This is a genomic window from Lutibaculum baratangense AMV1 (genome assembly GCF_000496075.1).
Taxonomy (GTDB): Bacteria; Pseudomonadota; Alphaproteobacteria; order Rhizobiales; family Tepidamorphaceae; genus Lutibaculum; species Lutibaculum baratangense.
On the sequence record NZ_AWXZ01000016.1, the window covers coordinates 122056 to 140284 of the forward strand.

At 67.2% G+C, this 18229-nt stretch carries 16 protein-coding genes; 2 read left to right on the forward strand and 14 right to left on the reverse strand.

What is annotated here, in order from left to right:
- Nucleotides 1-232: 232 nt before the first annotated feature.
- The 4 genes from N177_RS05415 to N177_RS05430 form a co-directional block, all read right to left on the reverse strand.
- Nucleotides 233-946, reverse strand: coding sequence for a tellurite resistance TerB family protein (locus N177_RS05415; protein WP_023431248.1), 714 nt, complete (start codon nt 944-946; stop codon nt 233-235).
- 102 nt (nt 947-1048) lie between these two features.
- Nucleotides 1049-4150, reverse strand: a complete 3102-nt coding sequence (locus N177_RS05420; protein WP_023431249.1) for an efflux RND transporter permease subunit — start codon at nt 4148-4150, stop codon at nt 1049-1051.
- Between the two features lie 24 nt (nt 4151-4174).
- Complete coding sequence (locus tag N177_RS05425; protein ID WP_023431250.1) at nt 4175-5296, reverse strand: efflux RND transporter periplasmic adaptor subunit; 1122 nt, start codon at nt 5294-5296, stop codon at nt 4175-4177.
- Between the two features lie 61 nt (nt 5297-5357).
- Nucleotides 5358-5879: a TetR/AcrR family transcriptional regulator gene (locus tag N177_RS05430; protein WP_023431251.1), complete on the reverse strand. Its 522-nt coding sequence runs from the start codon at nt 5877-5879 to the stop codon at nt 5358-5360.
- A 185-nt stretch (nt 5880-6064) separates the two neighbouring features.
- On the opposite strand from N177_RS05430, the gene N177_RS05435 reads away from it, so the two are divergent.
- Nucleotides 6065-6523: a GNAT family N-acetyltransferase gene (locus tag N177_RS05435; RefSeq protein ID WP_023431252.1), complete on the forward strand. Its 459-nt coding sequence runs from the start codon at nt 6065-6067 to the stop codon at nt 6521-6523.
- A 12-nt stretch (nt 6524-6535) separates the two neighbouring features.
- Here the strand turns inward: N177_RS05435 and N177_RS05440 are convergent, their stop codons facing one another.
- The 5 genes from N177_RS05440 to N177_RS05460 form a co-directional block, all read right to left on the reverse strand.
- Nucleotides 6536-8053, reverse strand: a complete 1518-nt coding sequence (locus N177_RS05440; RefSeq protein WP_023431253.1) for a malonate--CoA ligase — start codon at nt 8051-8053, stop codon at nt 6536-6538.
- Nucleotides 8046-9410 carry a malonyl-CoA decarboxylase gene (locus N177_RS21310; protein ID WP_023431254.1) on the reverse strand — a complete coding sequence of 455 codons (1365 nt, stop codon included), beginning with the start codon at nt 9408-9410 and terminating at the stop codon, nt 8046-8048. Before N177_RS21310 ends, N177_RS05440 begins: the two co-directional genes overlap by 8 nt.
- Before the next feature lie 3 nt (nt 9411-9413).
- Nucleotides 9414-10724 carry a TRAP transporter large permease gene (locus N177_RS21315; protein ID WP_023431255.1) on the reverse strand — a complete coding sequence of 437 codons (1311 nt, stop codon included), beginning with the start codon at nt 10722-10724 and terminating at the stop codon, nt 9414-9416.
- Nucleotides 10721-11242, reverse strand: a complete 522-nt coding sequence (locus N177_RS05455) for a TRAP transporter small permease (protein ID WP_023431256.1) — start codon at nt 11240-11242, stop codon at nt 10721-10723. The genes N177_RS21315 and N177_RS05455 overlap by 4 nt, the downstream gene beginning before the upstream one ends.
- A gap of 95 nt (nt 11243-11337) precedes the next feature.
- The gene (locus tag N177_RS05460; RefSeq protein WP_023431257.1) at nt 11338-12336 is read right to left on the reverse strand and encodes a TRAP transporter substrate-binding protein; all 999 of its coding nucleotides are present in this window, start codon (nt 12334-12336) and stop codon (nt 11338-11340) included.
- A 152-nt stretch (nt 12337-12488) separates the two neighbouring features.
- Between N177_RS05460 and amaB the strand changes: the two genes are divergently transcribed.
- Entirely contained in the window at nt 12489-13991 is a 1503-nt protein-coding gene (gene amaB, locus N177_RS05465; protein WP_023431258.1) for an L-piperidine-6-carboxylate dehydrogenase, read from the forward strand.
- Nucleotides 13992-14012: 21 nt separating this feature from the next.
- Here the strand turns inward: amaB and N177_RS05470 are convergent, their stop codons facing one another.
- From N177_RS05470 to N177_RS05485, 5 genes are all read right to left on the reverse strand, one after another.
- Nucleotides 14013-14984, reverse strand: coding sequence for an alpha/beta hydrolase (locus N177_RS05470; protein WP_023431259.1), 972 nt, complete (start codon nt 14982-14984; stop codon nt 14013-14015).
- A 177-nt stretch (nt 14985-15161) separates the two neighbouring features.
- Complete coding sequence (locus tag N177_RS05475; RefSeq protein ID WP_023431260.1) at nt 15162-15371, reverse strand: hypothetical protein; 210 nt, start codon at nt 15369-15371, stop codon at nt 15162-15164.
- Nucleotides 15372-15485: 114 nt separating this feature from the next.
- The gene (locus tag N177_RS05480; protein WP_081718388.1) at nt 15486-17105 is read right to left on the reverse strand and encodes a peptide chain release factor 3; all 1620 of its coding nucleotides are present in this window, start codon (nt 17103-17105) and stop codon (nt 15486-15488) included.
- Nucleotides 17106-17262: 157 nt separating this feature from the next.
- Complete coding sequence (locus N177_RS21600) at nt 17263-17403, reverse strand: hypothetical protein (RefSeq protein ID WP_023431262.1); 141 nt, start codon at nt 17401-17403, stop codon at nt 17263-17265.
- Nucleotides 17404-17494: 91 nt separating this feature from the next.
- A complete protein-coding gene (locus N177_RS05485) occupies nt 17495-17938 on the reverse strand; it encodes a pseudoazurin (protein ID WP_023431263.1) in 444 nt (147 codons plus the stop codon).
- Nucleotides 17939-18229: the final 291 nt, after the last annotated feature.

Sequence of the window (18229 nt, forward strand, 5' to 3'; positions counted from 1 at the left end):
GCGCTTCGATCGCGCACGTGATCACGGGCTCGCGGAACGCCGCCAGAAGCACCCCACGACGGCGGCATTCGCGCCGGCGCGTGCCGCCTGGACGCGCACTCTTCCTCGGTGCGGGGCGTCCGTCGGAGCGACGTCGGGCTGGAGAAGCGGTGGACGCCACGCTGGAGGCCATGTCCTCCCCCGGACCGCTCTTGCAGACGATCCGGAGGAAGACATTTCGTTCACGAAGGTTTCATCGATCGCGCGCCGAGACGGCCGTCGCCTCGAGATGCGCGACGAGATCAGGCTCGAGCTTCAGCGCGCTCGACAGTCTCGCGAGGAACGCCTTCTCCTGCGGCGTGTCGGGATCGATCGCCAGCCGAGCCGCAAGCCAGGTCTCGGCGGCTAGCTCCGGCGTGCTCGCCTCCCGGGCGAGCGCCTCGACGTCGTCGGCCTGACCGAGTGCCTCGATCAGGAAGGAGCGCCCCTCCTCGCCGAGGTCCGCGTGACCGAGAACCTCCTCCAGGCGCGCGGTCTCCTGCGGGTCGATACGGCCGTCGGAGCGCGCCGCCGCGATCATCGCGCGGATCATCAGCTTGCTCTGCGCCTCCTGCACCGCAGGGTCGACGGCGGCGAACTTCGAATGCGCGGGCGGCTGCTCCGGCACCGTGGATCCGGCGCTGCCCGGCTGGTTTCCGGCCTGCCAGTTCGCATAGGCCTTGTAGGCCATCCCGCCGAGCAGGGCGAGGCCGCCCCACTTGATCACCGACTTGCCGAGCTTTCGACCACCCTTGGTGCCGAGGAGCATCGCCGCGAGGCCCGCGGTGGCCGCGCCGCCCGGGATCCGGGCGCCGCCCAGCATGCTCTGCACCTGCGCCATCACGTCGCCGGCCGCGCCGGACTTCGCGGGCACCTGGCCGGACTTCTGGTTGAGGAGCTGGCCGAGAATGGCCTTCGTGTCGAGCATGAGCGGCTTCCTATCGCTTGGACGTGGTCGTCACGAGATAGGAAGCCTGGACTCGATCGGGAAGACGTGCGCGGGTGACGAAGCCTCCCGCACCGACGATGCTCAGCCGGCCTGCGTCGCCGCCTCCTGCGCCTCGACCTCGCGGATCGCCTCCTCCTCCCGCTTCTTCCGCTCGGCCGTGCCGGCGCGATCGGAGGCGAGGAACGTGTAGATCACCGGCAGCACGAACAACGTGAACAGCGTGCCGATCGACATGCCGGCGACGATCACGAGCGAGATCGACATGCGGCTCGCCGCGCCGGCGCCCTGCGCGAGAAGCATCGGAATGAGGCCCGCGACCATCGCCGCCGTGGTCATCAGCACGGGGCGAAGCCTCAGCTGTGCGGCGATCTCCACCGCCTCCATCCTGGACTTGCCGTGGAGCTCCTGCTGCTCGCGCGCCACCTCGCAGATCAGGATCCCGTGCTTCGTGATGAGCCCGATCAGCGTGACGAGGCCGATCTGCGAGTAGATGTTCAGGCTCGAGATGCCCATCGCCAGCGGAATGAGCGCACCCACGATCGACAGCGGCACGCTGACGAGGATGACGAGCGGGTCCCTCAGGCTCTCGTACTGCGCGGCGAGCACGAGGTAGATGATCACGAGGGCGAAGCCGAAGGTCATGTAGAGCTTGCTACCCTCCTGGATCTCCTGGCGCGACTGCCCGGAATAGTCGACCGAGAACCCGGCCGGCAGAGTCTCCGCCTGCTCCTGCAGGAAGGCGATGGCGTCACCCGTGGTCAGCCCGATCATCGGCACGCCCGAGATCGTCGCCGAGTTCAGCTGGTTGAACCGGTTGAGGCTCGCCGGCACGACGTCGTGCTCGAGCGTGACGACGCTCGACAGAGGCACCATGGCTCCCGATGCCGCGCGGACATAGTAGCCGCCGAGATCCTGCGGCGTCAGCCGCTCCGTCCGCGGGGCCTGAGGGATGACCTGATAGGCGCGGCCGGTGATGTTGATGAGGTTGACGTAGTTGCCGCCCGCCATCGTCGCGAGCGTCGTCGCCACGTCGCGCATCGTCACCCCGAGAGCGCCGGTCTTTTCCCGGTCGATGTGGATCACGGTCTGCGGCGAGTCGTATTTCAGGTCGGAATCGACGAACAGGAACTGTCCGCTCTGACGGGCCGCCGCGAGCAGGTCCTCCGTCACCTGCGCGAGCTGCCGGTAGTCGGCCGTCGTCTGTACCACGAATGAGACGGGGTAGCCGCCGCCCGTCGACGGGAGCGCGGGCGGAGAGAAGACAGAGCCCGTGACGCCGGGGATCTTGTTCAGCTCGCCCTGGATGGCGCCTGAGAGCTGCCGGGCCCCGCTCTCGCGCTCCTCCCAAGGCGTCAGCACGCCGATGCCGATGCCACGGCTCGTCGTGTTGTCGAGGCCGGTGATCGTGAACACCGTGCTCGCCTCCGGGACCACCGAGAACGCGTCGCGCACGTCGGCTGCGTAGTGGTTCATGTAGTCGATATTCGCCTTGGACGGCCCGTTGAACATGGTCAGGAGCGCGCCCTGGTCCTCCTCGGGCGCGAGCTCCTGCTGGATCTGCGGGAACAGCCAGCCGATGCTCGCGATGACGAGAAGGGCGAAGACGATCGTCGTGAAGCGGTCGTTGAGCGAGCCGCGGAGCATCTTGCCGTAGCGCCGCTGGACGGCGGCGAAGCGCCGGTCGAGCCAGCCGGCGAACCCGCCGCGCCCTTCCGAGTGCTTCAGGATGCGCGAGCTCATCATCGGCGACAGGGTGAGCGCCACGATGCCCGACACGATGACGGCGCCGGCGAGCGTCAGCGCGAACTCCGAGAAGAGCGCTCCCGTCAGTCCGCCCATCAGCGCGATCGGCGTGTAGACCGCGGCGAGCGTGATGGTCATCGAGATGACGGGTGCCGCGATCTCGCGCGTGCCCTTGATCGCGGCCTGGAAGGGCGTGAGCCCCTCCTCGATGTGCCGGTGGATGTTCTCCACCACGACGATCGCGTCGTCGACGACGAGGCCGATAGCCAGCACCATGGCAAGGAGCGTCATCAGGTTGATCGAGAACCCGAGCGCGAACAGTGCCGTGCCGACGCCTATCAGCGACAGCGGGATCGTCACGATCGGGATCGCGACCGAGCGGAAGGAGCCGAGGAACAGGAAGATCACGACGATGACGATGATCGCGGCCTCCGCGACCGTCATCATCACCTCCTCGATCGAGGACGTGATGAAGGTCGTGGAGTCGTAGACCATCTGCGAGTTGAGACCCTCGGGCAGGTCCCGTTGGATCCGCGGCAGCTCCTCCTTCACGGCGGCCACGACGTCGATCGAGTTCGCGTCCGAGGCGACCTGGATGCCGATGAAGACGGCTTCGTTCCCCTCGACGACGACCGAGCTGTCGGCGCTCTGCGAGCCGAGCTCGATGTCGGCCACGTCGCCGAGCCGCACGAGCTCCCTGCCGTCGTTGCGCACGACGAGACGGCGGAATTCGTCTTCCGACGTCGCGTCGGTCAGTGCTCGGTTCGAGATGACGTCGAAGTAGCCTTTCGTCGTGCCGGCGGCGGCCGAATAGTTGTTCGCCTGCATCGCCGAGACGACCTCGCCGGCCGTGAGCTTGTACTGCGCGAGCTTGCGCGGATCGAGCCAGACGCGCATCGCGAAGGTGCGGCTGCCGAGAATGTCGGAAGACGCGACGCCCGGAACGACCGACAGTCGCGGCTGCACGACGCGGGTGAGATACTCGGTGATCTGCTCCTGGCTGAGGTTCGGCGAGGAGAAGGCGATGTAGGCCGCGGCGAAGCTCTGGCCCGTCGACTTGACGAGGACCGGATCGTTGATGTCGCTCGGCAGCTGCGCGCGGACGGCGTTCACCTTCGCCGTCACGTTCGTCATCGCGGCATTGCCGTCATAGTTGAGCGGCACGGCGACGGTCACGACGCTGATGCCCTGGGCGCTGCGCGAGGTGATGTAGTCGACCCCCTCCGCGCTCGCGACCGACTTCTCGATCGGCTGGGTCACGAAGCCCTGCATCAGCTCCGCGTCGGCGCCCGGAAAGGTCGTCGTGATCGAGATCGAGGTGTTCTCGAGCTCGGGATACTGCCGCACCTGCAGGCTCGAGAGCGAGTAGAGCCCGACGAAGAAGATCAGGAGGCTCACCACCACCGCGAGCACGGGACGGCGAATGAATGTGTCGAACATGTCGAAGGATCCTCGCCTGCGGCGTCAGTACCTGGAGTTCTCGACGTCGGGATCCGGGATGGCACCTTCCGTGACCTCGACGGCCGTGCCGTTCGAGAGCTTGAGCTGTCCGCTCGTCACGACGAGATCGCCGGGCGCCACGCCCTCCTCGATCACCACGTTGCCGTCGCGCCGAGGCCCGGCCTTCACCGTCACCCGTTGCACTGTCGGGTGCTCCTGGTCGCCCTCCTTGGGGCGCACGACATAGATGTAGTCGCCGTAGAGGTTGTAGCTGACCGCCTCCTCGGGCACGACCGTCACCTCGCGGCTGTCGGCGAGCTCGATCTCGACATTCACGAACATGCCGGGAAGCAGCCTCTCGTTCTCGTTCGGCACGTTGCCCTCGACCGTCACCTGGCCGCTGCCGGGGTCGACCCTGGGCTCGGTGGAGGTGACCTCTCCCACGAAGGTCTCGCCGACCCACGCATCCGTGGTCACCCTGATCGGGCGGCCGGGCACGACCTCGTCGATGTCGCGCTGGGTGACGGAGAACTCGACGTTGAGCGTGGTCAGGTCCTGCAGGTTCACGATCGCGGTGCCCGGCTGGATGTACTGCCCGAGATCGACCTGCCTGATGCCGAGACGGCCGGAGAACGGGGCGCGGACCGTCTTCTTGTCGATCTCGGCGTTCAGTGCCGCCACCTGCGCCTGCTGCGCCTGCATCTGGTAGAGGTTCTGGTCGAGCGTCGCCTGGCTCACGACGGTGCCGGCCTCGAGCGACCTCGTGCGATTGTAGTTCGCCTCCGCCAGGTCGAGATTGGCCTGAGCCGCTGCGAGGTTCGCTTCCTGAATGTCGCTGTCGAGGCGAAGGATGGGGGCGCCCTGCTCCACCGTATTGCCGGACTCGAAGAAGATCTCCTCGATAACGCCGGCGACCGACGGCGTCACGTCGGTGCCGCTGCCCGCGCGCAGCGTGCCGATCGCGGGCACCGTCGTCTGCCAGCTCACCTGCTCCGCCTCGACGGCACCGACCTGGATGACGGAAACCTGCCGGGACTGCAGGACCTGTGCGATCATCTGGTTCTTGTATTGTATGAAGAAGTAGACGCCCGCGCCGATCGCGCCGACGATCACCAGCATGACGATGAAACGAACCAGCCGTCGCATGAGAAAGTCTCCAGGGTCCGGCGTCGTGCGCGGCGCCGATGGTCGCAAGGGGTCGTGTCTTCTAGTCCCATGTCCAGGCGTGGCCGGCGGCGCGCCTTGCGAGGCGGGCGAGGATCGCTTCCACCTCGCTCTCCTCGAAGGGGCTGACGCCGAGCACGTCCCACATCATCAGCATGTCGCGGGCGAGCCAGACGATGTAGGCGTCGAGGGGATCGCTCGAGGTCGCGGCGATCTCCTCGCGAACCTCGCTGAGACGCGCCTTGATCGGATCGAGAAGCGACGGGTTTTCCGCCGAAGCGGCGAGAATGGCGAGCCCCGCCCGGCGATCGATCAGTTCGTTCTTCTCGACGGCCAGGATCTCGCGCAGCGCCTTGTTGGGGCCGGCGACCACCTCCGACCTCACCTCCTCCCGCCGACGGTCGATCCGGTCCGTCATCGAATCGACCATGGCGCGAAGAAGCGCGTCCTTGTTCGGGAAGTTGTAGAGAAGGCCGCCTTTGGACAGGCCCGCCTCGCGCGCCACCGCGTCGAGCGTCAGATGCGCGGCACCCTCGCGGGCGACGACACGTTCCGCCGCCTCCACGATGGCCGCCTGACTCTGCGGATTGCGAACTCTCTTGCGCCCAGCCATTGCACTGCAACAGTTACCGTCCAGACGGTACAGATAATGCCGCAGCTGCAGCAGTGTCAAGAACCGGGCCTTCACGCCTCCGCGAACGTGGTAAAGAGCCTTTGCACCGCACTGCTTGGATCGACGAAAGCGCCCGAATGAGCACGACGCATTTCCGCCCCGCGACGACGGACGACCTGCCGCAGATCGTGGCGATGCTGGCCGACGACGCGCTCGGGCGGGAACGCGAGGACGCGAGCGTGCCGCTTCTGCCGGCCTATATCGAGGCCTTCGCGGCCATCTCGGCCGACCCAAACGAGCTTCTGGCGGTGGCGGAATCCGACGGGGAGCTGGTGGGCTGCCTTCAGCTCAGCTTCCTGCCCGGGATCTCCCACAAGGGTGCCTGGCGCGGCCAGATCGAGGGTGTGCGCATCGCGGCCGTCCGTCGAGGCACGGGCCTCGGCCGGGAGATGATCTCGTGGGCGATCGAGCGATGTCGAGAGCGCGGCTGCCGGATCGTCCAGCTCACCACGAACGCGTCGCGCACAGATGCGCGGCGATTCTACGAGAGCCTCGGCTTCGAGGCGACGCATGTAGGGATGAAGATCACGCTGTAGACGTCGCCGGGACTAGCCGGCGTAGAGATCCCCGAACTCCTCGCGCAGCAGGTTCTTCTGAACCTTGCCCATCGTGTTGCGGGGCAGCTCGTCGACGAAGACGACGCGCTTGGGGATCTTGAAACGGGCGAGCCTGCCGTCGAGAGACGTCTGGATGTCGCGCTCGGTCGGCTGCGAGCCCTTCCGCGCGACGACGACGGCCGTGACCGCCTCGCCGAAGTCGCGGTGCTTCACGCCGATCACAGCGGATTCGAGAACGCCGTCGAGCTGGTCGATCTCGCTCTCGATCTCCTTGGGATAGACGTTGTAGCCGCCGGAGATGATGAGGTCCTTCGCCCGGCCGACGATGTGGACGTAGCCGTCGACGTCGATCTTGCCGAGGTCGCCGGTGATGAAGAAGCCGTCGTCGCGAAACTCTTCAGCCGTCTTCTCCGGCATCTGCCAGTAGCCGAGGAAGACGTTCGGGCCCCTCACCTCCAGGCCTCCGATCTCGTCGGTCGCAAGCGCTGCGCCGGTGTCCGGATCGGCGACCCTCAGCTCCACCCCCGGCAGCGGAAAGCCGACGGTGCCGGGCCGCCGGTCGCCGTCATAGGGGTTCGAGGTGTTCATGTTCGTCTCGGTCATGCCGTAGCGCTCGAGGATGCGGTGGCCCGTCCGCGCCTCGAACTCGGCATGCGTCTCGGCCAGGAGCGGCGCGGATCCAGACGTGAACAGCCGGACATGGGCGGCCGCCTCCCGCGTGAGGCCGGGATGGTCGAGAAGCCTCGTGTAGAAGGTCGGCACACCCATCATGCTCGTCGCCTGCGGCAGGAGACGCAGGACCTCGTCGGCATCGAACTTCGGCAGGAAGATCATCGAGCCGCCGGCGAGCATCAGCGTGTTCGTCGCCACGAACAGCCCGTGCGTGTGGAAGATCGGCAGGGCGTGCAGCAGCACGTCCTTCTCCGTGAAGCGCCAGTAGTCCTTCAGCGTCGACGCGTTCGACAGGAGGTTGCCGTGCGAGAGCATGGCCCCCTTCGATCGACCGGTGGTGCCGGACGTGTAGAGGATGGCGGCGAGGTCGTCCGGGCCGCGGGCGACGGGCGCGCTCGCGCCTTCCGTACCTTCCGCGGCGTCCATCAGGGTGCCCTCGCCCTTCGTGCCGAGCGAGGCGACGGCGGCGACGCCGGCTGCGTGAGCGACCTTGCTCAGGGACTGGAGGAGCGCGGGCCGACAGACGAACAGCGCCGCCTGCGCGTCGGACAGGAAGTAGGAGATCTCGCTCTCGGTGTAGCCCGTGTTGAGCGGCAGGTAGACGGCGCCGGCCTTCAGCGTGCCGACATAGAGCGCGATCGCCTGCCACGACTTGTCGACCTGCACCGCCACGCGGTCTCCCGGCCGGATGCCCAGCCCGTGCAGCGCATCGGCGAAGCGCGCGGCGAGCGCGAATGTCTCGCCGTAGGAGACGGTTTCTCCGTCCGCCAGGATGAAGAGCGGCTTGTTCAGGTCGGGCACGGCCCGTTCCAGTGCCGCGAAGAGCGTATCAGGCATTCGTCGGTGCCGTTGTCTTTCTTTCGGGAACGTTCCGCAGGAGGCGGCGGACGGCGGGAGCGACGGCCACCGTGCCCTCGTTGGCGAAGGCCTCGTGGTTCCTCTCGATCTGCTTGGGATCGTAGAGATAGTTCACCATCAGCCCGGCCGCGTCCGCGATGCCCTTCGGCGAGGTGTCGCCGAAGGGGTTGATCCGCTCGAGCCTCGCGCCGTTGCCGAGATGGAAGCGGGCCACCGGATCCGGCAGGCGGCCGCGGCCGTCCCGCGCCCTGAGGAAGTAGTGCGCCGCCAGCGCGCAGAGGAGCGGCTGCACCAGCTTGCGGCTGTCCTCGTCGAGCCACCATTCGGGCTCCTCGAGCGTCGCGAGCAGCCTCTCGTCGGCGTCCGTCAGGGCGTCGGACTGGGGATTTGCACGCTCACGGTCGAGCCACCGGCGAAAGCCCGGCACCGGCGAGAGCGTGACGAACGTCCGGAGGTTCGGGAAGGCGCGCTCGAGGTCCTCGACCACCTGCTTGATCAGGAAGTTGCCGAAGGAGACGCCCTTCAGGCCCTTCTGGCAGTTCGAGATGGAGTAGAAGACGGCCGTCGTCGCCTCCTCGGCGTGGATCGGCCCCCGCTCCTCCGCGAGGATCGGCTGGATCGCGCCCGGCATGTCCTTCGTCAGGGCGACCTCGACGAAGATCAGCGGCTCGTCGACGAGGGCTGGATGGAAGAAGGCATACAGCCGGCGGTCCGGCGGATCGATGCGCCGGCGCAGATCGTCCCAGCCGTTGATCGCGTGGACGGCCTCGTAGCGGATGATCTTCTCCAGCGTCGAGGCCGGCATGCTCCAGTCGACGCGCCTCAGCACGAGGAACCCCCGGTTGAACCAGGACGACAGAAGGTGCGAGAAGTCGCGGTCGACGACTTCGAAGTCCTTGTGCACCGGCAGCCGGTCGACGAGGTCGGCCCGCATGGCGACGAGCGCGGCCGTGCCGCCCGGCGCCCGGTTGAGGCGGCGGAACAGCTCCTGCCGCCGCGGCTCCGAGGCGTGGTGCAGCTTCTGCGCCGCCCCCACGACCGCCGGATCGTCGATATAGGCCCGCGCCGCCGCCGACAGCTTCTCGGGATCGGCGCCGAAATCCTCCGCGAGAGCGCGGAAGAAGGCCGTTCGCCCGGCGTAATCGAGCTCGGCATATCCGTCGAGCAGATCTCGAGCGATCGCAATCCCGGATGCCTCGCCGCGCCCGCCGAGAAGCTCGTTCGCGAGCACGACCACATCGCGCCCGCTCGGCCGCCTCTCGCGCCTGTCGATGATGCCCCGCCCACGCTCGACGATCGTCGAGAGCAGGTCGTTGAAGAAGAAGGATGTCGTCACGGCTCACCCCATGAGTGCGGTCGGAAGCCAGGTGGCGATCCCCGGAAAGATGCACAAGAGAAGAATACCAACGACCATGCAGATCACATAGGGCAGAGATCCCTTGAGGATCGTCGACAGCGGGATGTCCGGCGCGATCCCGTTGATGACGTAGAGATTGAGCCCGACGGGCGGCGTGATCAGCCCGATCTCCATGTTGATCGTCAGCACGACGGCGAACCAGTAGGGATCGAAGCCTGCCTGCGTGACGAGCGGCAGGAGGATGGGCGCCGTCATCAGGATCACCGCCACCGGCGGGAGGAAGAAACCGGCGACGAGCAGGAAGACGTTGATGATGCCCATCAGCACCCAGCGGTTGACGTCCATGTCGGAGATCCACATGGCGATCGACTGGGTGATGAAGAGCGACGACAGGGCGAAGGCGAACAGCTCGGACGCGCCGATGATCATCATGATCATCACCGATTCCTTGATCGTCGTCCGGAAGATGTTCGTCAGTCGCGACGGCTGCCAGATACGATAGATGACGGCCGCGAGGATGATGCAGAACAGGGCTCCGGCCCCGGCCGCCTCCGACGGCGTGGCGACGCCGCCGTAGAGCACGTAGAGGATGCCGACGACGATCAGCAGGAAGGGCAAGACCCGCGGCAGCGCCTGCATGCGCTCGCGGAAGGTGAAGCGGCGCGCCATCTGCTCGAAGGAATAGCCCTTCATCCGGCACGAGATGATCGTCCAGATCATGAACAGGGCCGTCAGCATCACGCCGGGAAGGATACCGGCGAGGAACAGCCGGCCGATCGAGGTCTCGGTCGCGATGCCGTAGACGATCATCGTCACCGACGGCGGGATGAGAATGCCGAGCGTGCCGCCGGCCGCGATCGAGCCGGCGGCGATGGATTTCGGGTAGCCGCGCTCGACCATCGCCGGGATGCCCATCTTGCCGATCGCCGCGCATGTCGCGGGCGAGGAGCCGGAGAGGGCCGAGAAGAGCGAACAGGCGCCGAGATTGGACAGGACGAGGCCGCCCGGCACCCGGTTCAGCCAGCGATCGAGCGCCTCGTAGAGGTCGCGTCCGGCGGGGCTCGAGGCGACCGAGGCGCCCATCAGGATGAACATCGGAATGGAAACGAGGCTGAACGTCGCGAGCCCCCCGAAGAAGGTCTCGCCGATGATTTCCATCGAGCCGAACCCGCTCGTCAGCAGGAGCGCCCCGATCGAGACGAGGCCGAGGGCGAAGGCGATCGGCATGCCGGTCGCCAGCAGCGCGAAGAGCGCGATGAGGAGGAGCGCCCCCGAGACGCTGGGACTCGTCATTTCAGCTCCTCCATCGGCAGCTCGCTGGCGGTCAATCGTTCGCCCTGCCGGAGCTTCAGCATCTCGGCGGTGTATTGCAGCGCGAGAAGGCCGATGCCCAGCGGCAACGGCAGCGTCGGGATCCACAGCGGCAGAGCCCAGACGGTCGAGGTCTTCCAGCCGCGCGTCAGCGCCTCGTAGAAGAAGATGCCCCCCGACCAGGCGAGGAGGATGCAGAAGACGAGCCCCGCGATCGCCCCCGCCAGCTCGAGCCAGAAGCGGGGCCCCGGCGAAAGCATGTTCGGCAGGACCTCCACGCCCACATGGCCGCGGTCGATGAGGACGGCGGGGGAGCCGATGAAGGTCGCCGCGACGATCGAGTAGATGACGAATTCCGTCTGCCAGACCGTCGACGCGTTCAGGAAGTATCTGACGACGATCATCTGGCACGTCACGAGCACGGCGGCCGCGAGCAGCAGCATCGCGAGGATGCCGCCCGCGCGCGACAGCGCGCTAACGATGGCGATATAGGCTCTCACCCGCCGCTCCTCACCTGGGCAGACTGGCATGACGAAGGGTGCCGGCGAGCCTACGCCGACACCCTCGGTTCAATCGGTTCGGGACCCGCCGCCCGTCACTCGACCTCGAGCGCCATGTCGATGAGCTCCTGCCCACCATCCACGTTCTCGGCGAACTGCTTGTAGGAGCTCTCCTGCGCGAGCTCGAGCCAGGCGTTGTAGTCGTCCTCGCTCATGCGGGCGATCTCGACGCCGTTCTCCGAAAAGACCTTCTCGAGCTCCTGGTCGACCTTCTGCGCCTCCTCGGCGAAGTACTGCTCGGAGGTCTCGCCGGCCGCCATGAGCGCCTGCTGCTGCTCCTCGTTCAGGCGATCCCACGAACGCTTCGACATGAGGATCGGCTCGTACATGAACCACAGCGCGTTCTCGCCCGGGACGGTCAGGCACTTCACCTGCTCGTAGAGGCGGTAGGAGATGAAGGAGCCCGACGACGTGTTCGCGGCGTCGAGAACGCCCGTCTGCATGCCCGTGTAGACCTCCGAGGAGGGCATCGAGGAGATCGACGCTCCCGCCGCGGCGAGCATCTGCTCGAAGGCGGGACCGGCGGCGCGGGTCACCTGGCCCTGGATCGAGTCCGGACCGGTGATGCAGTTCTCCTTCGACGCGAAACCGCCGGCGAGCCAGGCGTCGGCGATGACGACGACATTGTTCTCCTCGATCGTCTTCTTGATCTCCTCCATGAAGGGAGAATCGTTCAGGCGCTGCGCGCGCTCATGGTTGCGCACGAGGCCGGGCATCAGCGTCGCGGAGAACTGGGGCACGCGTCCGGAGGCATAGTCGAGCGGGAAGGCCGACAGATCGAGCTGACCGCTCGTGAGGGCACCCCACTGCTCGTTCGGCTTGAAGAGCGATGCGCCGGGATAGATCTGGATCTGGAGGCCGACATCGGCCGCTTCCACCTCGCGCTTGATGATCTGTACCATCTCGTCGCGGATGTCGCCCTGGCCGCCCGGCCACTGGTGCGAGGCTCGCAGCGTCGTCTGCGCGCCCGCAGAGGCCGTCATGGCGATCACGGTCGCGGCGCCCGCGAGAGCGAGCGTGGCAATGCGTCTCATCTGTTTCCTCCGGTCATTACTGCGGCTTTTCGCCTTCTGCGGAAGAAACCGAGCATGGTTTGTCTCGACCGTCAACGTCGTCTAAGACCTGCTCGACCGCGGGCAGCCTCAGGCCGAGGCAGCAAGCCCCGACCTTCATCGACGGAGTCGACATGGACGCCAACGACGTTCTCACCGCTGCAGGCCTCGATCCCTCGAACCTTCAGGAGGGCGACCTCCAGGTCACGAGCCCGATCGACGGACAGGTCATCGCGCGGATGCAGCAGCACCGGCGGGCGGAGGCCGAGGTCGCCGTCGCGCGTGCCGCCGCGGCTTTCGAGACGTGGCGGGCAGTGCCGGCGCCGCGGCGCGGCGAACTCGTCCGCCTTCTCGGCGAGGAGCTTCGCACGGCGAAGGATCCGCTCGGCCGGCTCGTGACGCTCGAATGCGGGAAGTCCTTCCAGGAGGGGCTGGGCGAGGTCCAGGAGATGATCGACATCTGCGACTTCGCCGTCGGCCTGTCCCGCCAGCTCTACGGGCTGACCATCGCCTCCGAGCGCCCCGGTCATGCGATGAGCGAGCGCTGGCACCCGATCGGCGTCTGCGGCGTCATCACCGCCTTCAACTTTCCGGTCGCGCCGTGGGCGTGGAACGCCGCCCTGGCCATCGTGTGCGGCGACCCGGTCGTCTGGAAGCCGTCGGAGAAGACGCCCCTGACGGCGCTGGCCACGAAGGCCATTTTCGACCGCGCCGTCTCGCGCTTCGGCGGCGACGCGCCGGAAGGCCTGCTGGAGGTGCTCGTCGGTGGCCGCGACGTGGGAGAGGCCCTGACCGACGATCCGCGCGTGCCAGTCGTCAGCGCCACCGGTTCGACGCGGATGGGTGCCCAGGTCGGCCCTCGCGTCGCCGCCCGCTTCGGCCGGTCGATCCTCGAACTCGGCGGCAACAACGCGATGATCGTGACGGCCTCGGCCGACCTCGATCTCGCCGTGCGGGCGATCCTGTTCGCCGCGGTCGGCACGGCCGGCCAGCGTTGCACCACGCTGCGGCGCCTGATCGTCCACGAGGACGTGAGGCAGGAGCTCGTCCAGCGGCTGAAGGCCGCCTACGAGCAGGTGCGCATCGGCGACCCGATGGTCGAGACGAATCTCGTCGGGCCGCTGATCGACCGCGACGCGTTCGACAGCATGCAGAAGGCGCTCCAGACGGCGAAGGCAGAGGGCGCGACCGTCCACGGCGGTGAGCGGGTCCTGGCCGACGAGGCGCCGTGGGCGTTCTACGTCAGGCCCGCGATCGCAGAGATGCCGAGCCAGACCGGGATCGTGCGCGAGGAGACCTTCGCGCCGATTCTCTATGTCATGGGCTACCGGGAGTGGGACGAGGCGATCGCCATCCATAACGACGTGCCGCAAGGGCTCTCGTCCTGCGTCTTCACGCGCGATCTCGGCGAGGCGGAGCGCTTCGTCTCCGCGCTCGGCAGCGACTGTGGCATCGCAAACGTGAATATCGGTCCGAGCGGTGCCGAGATCGGCGGGGCGTTCGGCGGCGAGAAGCACACGGGCGGCGGTCGCGAGTCCGGCTCCGACGCCTGGAAGGGCTACATGCGTCGCCAGACCGTGACCGTGAACTATTCCGGCGCGCTTCCGCTCGCGCAGGGCATCAAGTTCGAGCTCTGAACGACAGGCACGGCGGCGGCATTATTCCGCCGCCGCCGGCTCCGCCCGCGCCGCGAGCCTTTCTTGCAGCCATCGGCGCACATGGGCGTTCGTGCGTCTGGCCATCCGGGTCATCAGGCGGTTGAAGGCGTGCGGCGCCTCGGGGGCGACGACCAGCTCCGCCTCCCCGCCCTGCTCGCGCCACCGCTCGGCGAGCATCCGCGAATCGTCCAGGAGCGGGTCGAGCGTCCCGACGAGGATGATCGCGGGCGGCATGCCAGTAAGGTCGGCGTAGAGCGGGGAGAGCTCGGGGCTCCGACGCTCCGCGTCGGTGAGGCCCGGCGTCAGTTTCTGAAGCCCCTCGCGAAGCGACGGCCCGTGCAGCACGAGACTGTCCGGCCCGGCGCGCCGGGCGCTCGGCGTGGCGGTCAGGTCGAAGGCGCCGTAGAACAGCACGATGCCCTTCAGGCGATCGAAGTCGGCGCGACTGCCTTTCAAGCCCAGCGCCGCGCAGGCGGCGAGGTGGGCGCCGGCGGACTCGCCGCCCATGAAGACATCCCGGGCGCCGAACTCCCTCTCGCCGTGCGAGAAAACCCAGTCCGCTGCTGCCGTGCACTCCGCGATGATGCGTTGCAGCGAAACCCGGGGCATCAGACCGTAGTCGACGCTCACGACGGTCATGCCGCAGCGCTGCGCGATGCGCAGGTTCACGGGGTCGTCCATCCGCGCATTGCCGACCGACCAGCCGCCGCCGTGGTAATCGACATAGACACCATGCGAGCGGCCTTGGGGCTTCAGCACGCGCAACCTCACCCGCACGCCGCGATGATCGATCGCGCGCGTGCTGATCGTGACGGTGCGGTCGTGGCGCGGCATCACATGCTGCGTGGCCGCTATCATGGTCTGGACGAGCAGGCGATCCCAGGGCATCGGGGCGCGAAAGCGCGGCATCCACTCGAGGCGTCGGTTCACCCGCCGTGCCTCGGCGACCTCTTCGTCCGAGAATTCAAGCATCTTCGCGACTCCGCCATGCTGCACCGCAACAAAATGGGTCGTCGAGCGCTGCACTGCAACAAGGAAGGCGCCAGCACGGGCTGAGAAGAGGGCCCGGTGCGGTTGCGGGCGGAGGCGTCAGCGCAAAAAACGAAGGCGCCGCAAGGGCGCCTCCGCAAGATAGAATGTTCGCGAAGCTCAGGCCTCGCTGGCAGCCGCGCCGGCTGCGCCCCCGTCAGGGTGCTTCTCGAGGAACTTCCGCTCGGCGGTCAACAGGCGACGCGCCTTCGCGCGATGCGCCTTCTTCGTCTCGGCCGGCATTTCCTTCCAGTCCTTCGCGGTCGTCTCCGCCAAGCGGATGGCCACGAAGTTGACGAGGGCAGGCGTCAGGTCAGGCAGTGCGTTCATTTTCAACTCCTATGCCCCGAAAGGACCGGGATGGTCCCCATGAGTGCACGGACGCAAGATAATGGCGAAGTGTGGCAATGGCTAGGCCGTAAGGGCAAACGCGCCGTCGGGGGGTCACCCGCGCTCCCGCGTCGTCTGGAACACGAGCTTCGGCCAGTCCTTCTCCGTGCGCTGAAGCTCCCACCGCGAGGGGGCGAGGAACACCGGCGCGCCGTAGCGGTCTTCCGCGAGCCGGATCCGGTTGCTCTCGAGGAAGCGCTTGAGCTCGGCCTTGTCCTCGGAGGCCACCCAGCGGGCGGAATCGAAGTTCGCCGCCTCGAAACGGATCTCGACGCCGTATTCCTGCTCGATGCGCGAGCCGAGCACATCGAGCTGCAGCGGCCCCACGACACCGACCAGCCAATCGGCACCGATCATCGGGCGGAAGACCTGGGCCACCCCCTCCTCCGCCAGATCGGTGAGCGCGCGACCGAGCTGCTTCGCCTTCATGGCGTCGGAGAGGCGCACGCGACGGATGATCTCGGGCGCGAAGTTCGGGATGCCCGTGAACTTCAGATCGTCTTTCTCCGTCAGCGTGTCGCCCACCGACAGCGTGCCATGGTTGGGGATGCCGACGACGTCGCCCGCCACCGCCTCGTCGGCCGTCTCGCGGTCCTGGGCGAAGAAGAACATCGGGTTCGAGACGGTGATGTCCTTGCCGAGGCGCATGTTCTTCAGCTTCATCCCCCGCTTGAAGGTGCCCGAGCACAGACGCACGAAGGCGATGCGGTCCCGGTGGTTCTTGTCCATGTTCGCCTGGACCTTGAACACGAAGCCCGAGACCTGATCGCGTTCGGGCGTCACCGGGCCGGGCTCGGCCGGCTGCGTGCGCGGCGGCGGGGCCCATCGCGACACGGCCGCAAGAAGCTCCGCGACGCCGACGCTCTTGATCGCCGAGCCGAAGAAGATCGGCGTCAGGTGTCCCGCGCGGTATGATTCCAGGTCGAATGCCGGAAGGGCCTCGCGCGCGAGTTCGAGATTCTCCACGGCCCCCGCATAGGCCGGATTAGCCATCCATCCCTCGTGTGCGGACAGTTCCTCGTCGTTCTCCCAGGAGAGGCCGTTCGGCTGCCCGTCGGCCCCGAGCATTCGTTTCTCGTGGAGGTCGAGCACGCCCTTAAAGTCGACGCCCATGCCGACCGGCCAGACCGCAGGCGTCACGTCGAGCGCAAGCGTCTCCGCGATCTCGTCGATCAGTTCGAGCGGGTCGCGCGCCTCGCGATCGATCTTGTTGACGAAGGTGATGATCGGGATGTCGCGCAGCCGGCAGACCTCGAAGAGCTTGAGCGTCTGGCTCTCGATGCCGCGCGCGGCGTCGATCACCATGATCGCGGAGTCGACGGCGGTCAGCGTCCGATACGTATCCTCCGAGAAATCCTGGTGGCCCGGCGTGTCGAGCAGGTTGAAGGTGATGCCGTCCTGCTCGAAGGTCATGACCGAAGAGGTGACGGAGATGCCGCGCTTCTGCTCGATCTCCATCCAGTCGGACCGGGTGCGCCTGCGCTCGCCGCGAGCCTTGACATGCCCCGCCAGCCTGATGGCCCCTGAGGCATACAGGAGCTTCTCCGTCAGCGTCGTCTTGCCCGCGTCGGGATGCGAGATGATGGCGAAGGTGCGCCGGTTGGCGAAATGGTCTTGAGCCGCGGACCGCGGGACAGCGTGTTCCGCGGCGGCGGGTTCGGGGTGTGCGGTCATGAAGATGTCGGCCGTTGCGCTCGCGCGATGGATCGGGGCCACCACCGGTGGCTCCGGATCACGCATGTCGGGAAACTACGGCCAAGATAGGCACTTTGGCCGCAGCTGTGTAGGGCAAAGCGCGGGGATCACCGGCTCGGGCGAGATTGCGGCCTGTTCAGACGAGACCGAGCAGCGAGAGGATCACGACGACGACGACGACCAGTCCGATAAGATAGATGATGTTGTTCATCCCAAGGCTCCTTGCGCTGCTCTGACGGTGCAACAAGTCGGCGAAGCGGTGGAGGTTCCAATTCATCTTCAGAAGGACGGACCGACCGGAGCGACCGCCTCGGCTCGAGCCGCGAGGACGGTCGCCGCGCCGGCTGCGGACGGGCTCCAACGACCTTCTAGTTACCGGCCCGGGCGAGCGCGTCGGCGAAGGCCGCCTTTGCTTTGCCGGGATGCTTCACGGCCGCAGCCTCGGAGAGGTTCGAGCTGTCGTCCCCGACCTGGATGACGCCCACCATGCCCATCGCATAGTGCGGGAGGCACTTGTAGCCATAGATGCCGGGGGTTTCGAAGGTCACGTCGACCTCCTCGTTGATCTTCCCCTTCCAGGTCTGGCCGCCCTCGGGAACCATGCCCGGAATGCTCTCGGCATTGTGCCCCTTGTCGCTCGCGATGAACTTCACCGTGTCGCCGGGCGCCACCCTGAGGAAAGGCGGCTCGAACACCATCACCCCGCGCTCGGCCTTGTTCAGCATCCTGACCTCGTGCTCGGCGGCAGCCGCGCCCTGCGCGGCGGCAAGCGCAAGCGCGAACGCTGCGGCTGCCGCGATCTGCCTGATCATGGACTTCTCCTTCTTGAAGGCTCTTGCGGTGCTACCGGGCGCCGCACAACGGGCGCCCCAAGTCGCCCTGGCTGGGCGACGCGCGGGAGATTTCGCATATGCGAAGGAGAGCGGCGTTGCGCTTCGTCAAAGTGCGGGGGGAATGGCAGGTTTTGTCACTCGCCGGGACCGGCCGACCCCGGTTGCCACGTCATCGCAATGGCCAACGAAAAAGGCCTGCCGGACACGGTCCAGAGGACGATGTCGGGCAGGCCTCGAGTGGTTGCGGGGGTAGGATTTGAACCTACGACC

Coding starts and splice junctions, on each gene's coding strand:
- N177_RS05415 (WP_023431248.1), bottom strand. CDS start 946: ATGCTCGACACGAAGGCCATTCTCGGCCAGCTCCTCAACCAGAAGTCC.
- N177_RS05420 (WP_023431249.1), bottom strand. CDS start 4,150: ATGTTCGACACATTCATTCGCCGTCCCGTGCTCGCGGTGGTGGTGAGC.
- N177_RS05425 (WP_023431250.1), bottom strand. CDS start 5,296: ATGCGACGGCTGGTTCGTTTCATCGTCATGCTGGTGATCGTCGGCGCG.
- N177_RS05435 (WP_023431252.1), top strand. CDS start 6,065: ATGAGCACGACGCATTTCCGCCCCGCGACGACGGACGACCTGCCGCAG.
- N177_RS05440 (WP_023431253.1), bottom strand. CDS start 8,053: ATGCCTGATACGCTCTTCGCGGCACTGGAACGGGCCGTGCCCGACCTG.
- N177_RS21315 (WP_023431255.1), bottom strand. CDS start 10,724: ATGACGAGTCCCAGCGTCTCGGGGGCGCTCCTCCTCATCGCGCTCTTC.
- N177_RS05460 (WP_023431257.1), bottom strand. CDS start 12,336: ATGAGACGCATTGCCACGCTCGCTCTCGCGGGCGCCGCGACCGTGATC.
- amaB (WP_023431258.1), top strand. CDS start 12,489: ATGGACGCCAACGACGTTCTCACCGCTGCAGGCCTCGATCCCTCGAAC.
- N177_RS05470 (WP_023431259.1), bottom strand. CDS start 14,984: ATGCTTGAATTCTCGGACGAAGAGGTCGCCGAGGCACGGCGGGTGAAC.
- N177_RS05475 (WP_023431260.1), bottom strand. CDS start 15,371: ATGAACGCACTGCCTGACCTGACGCCTGCCCTCGTCAACTTCGTGGCC.
- N177_RS05480 (WP_081718388.1), bottom strand. CDS start 17,105: ATGACCGCACACCCCGAACCCGCCGCCGCGGAACACGCTGTCCCGCGG.
- N177_RS21600 (WP_023431262.1), bottom strand. CDS start 17,403: ATGAATTGGAACCTCCACCGCTTCGCCGACTTGTTGCACCGTCAGAGC.
- N177_RS05485 (WP_023431263.1), bottom strand. CDS start 17,938: ATGATCAGGCAGATCGCGGCAGCCGCAGCGTTCGCGCTTGCGCTTGCC.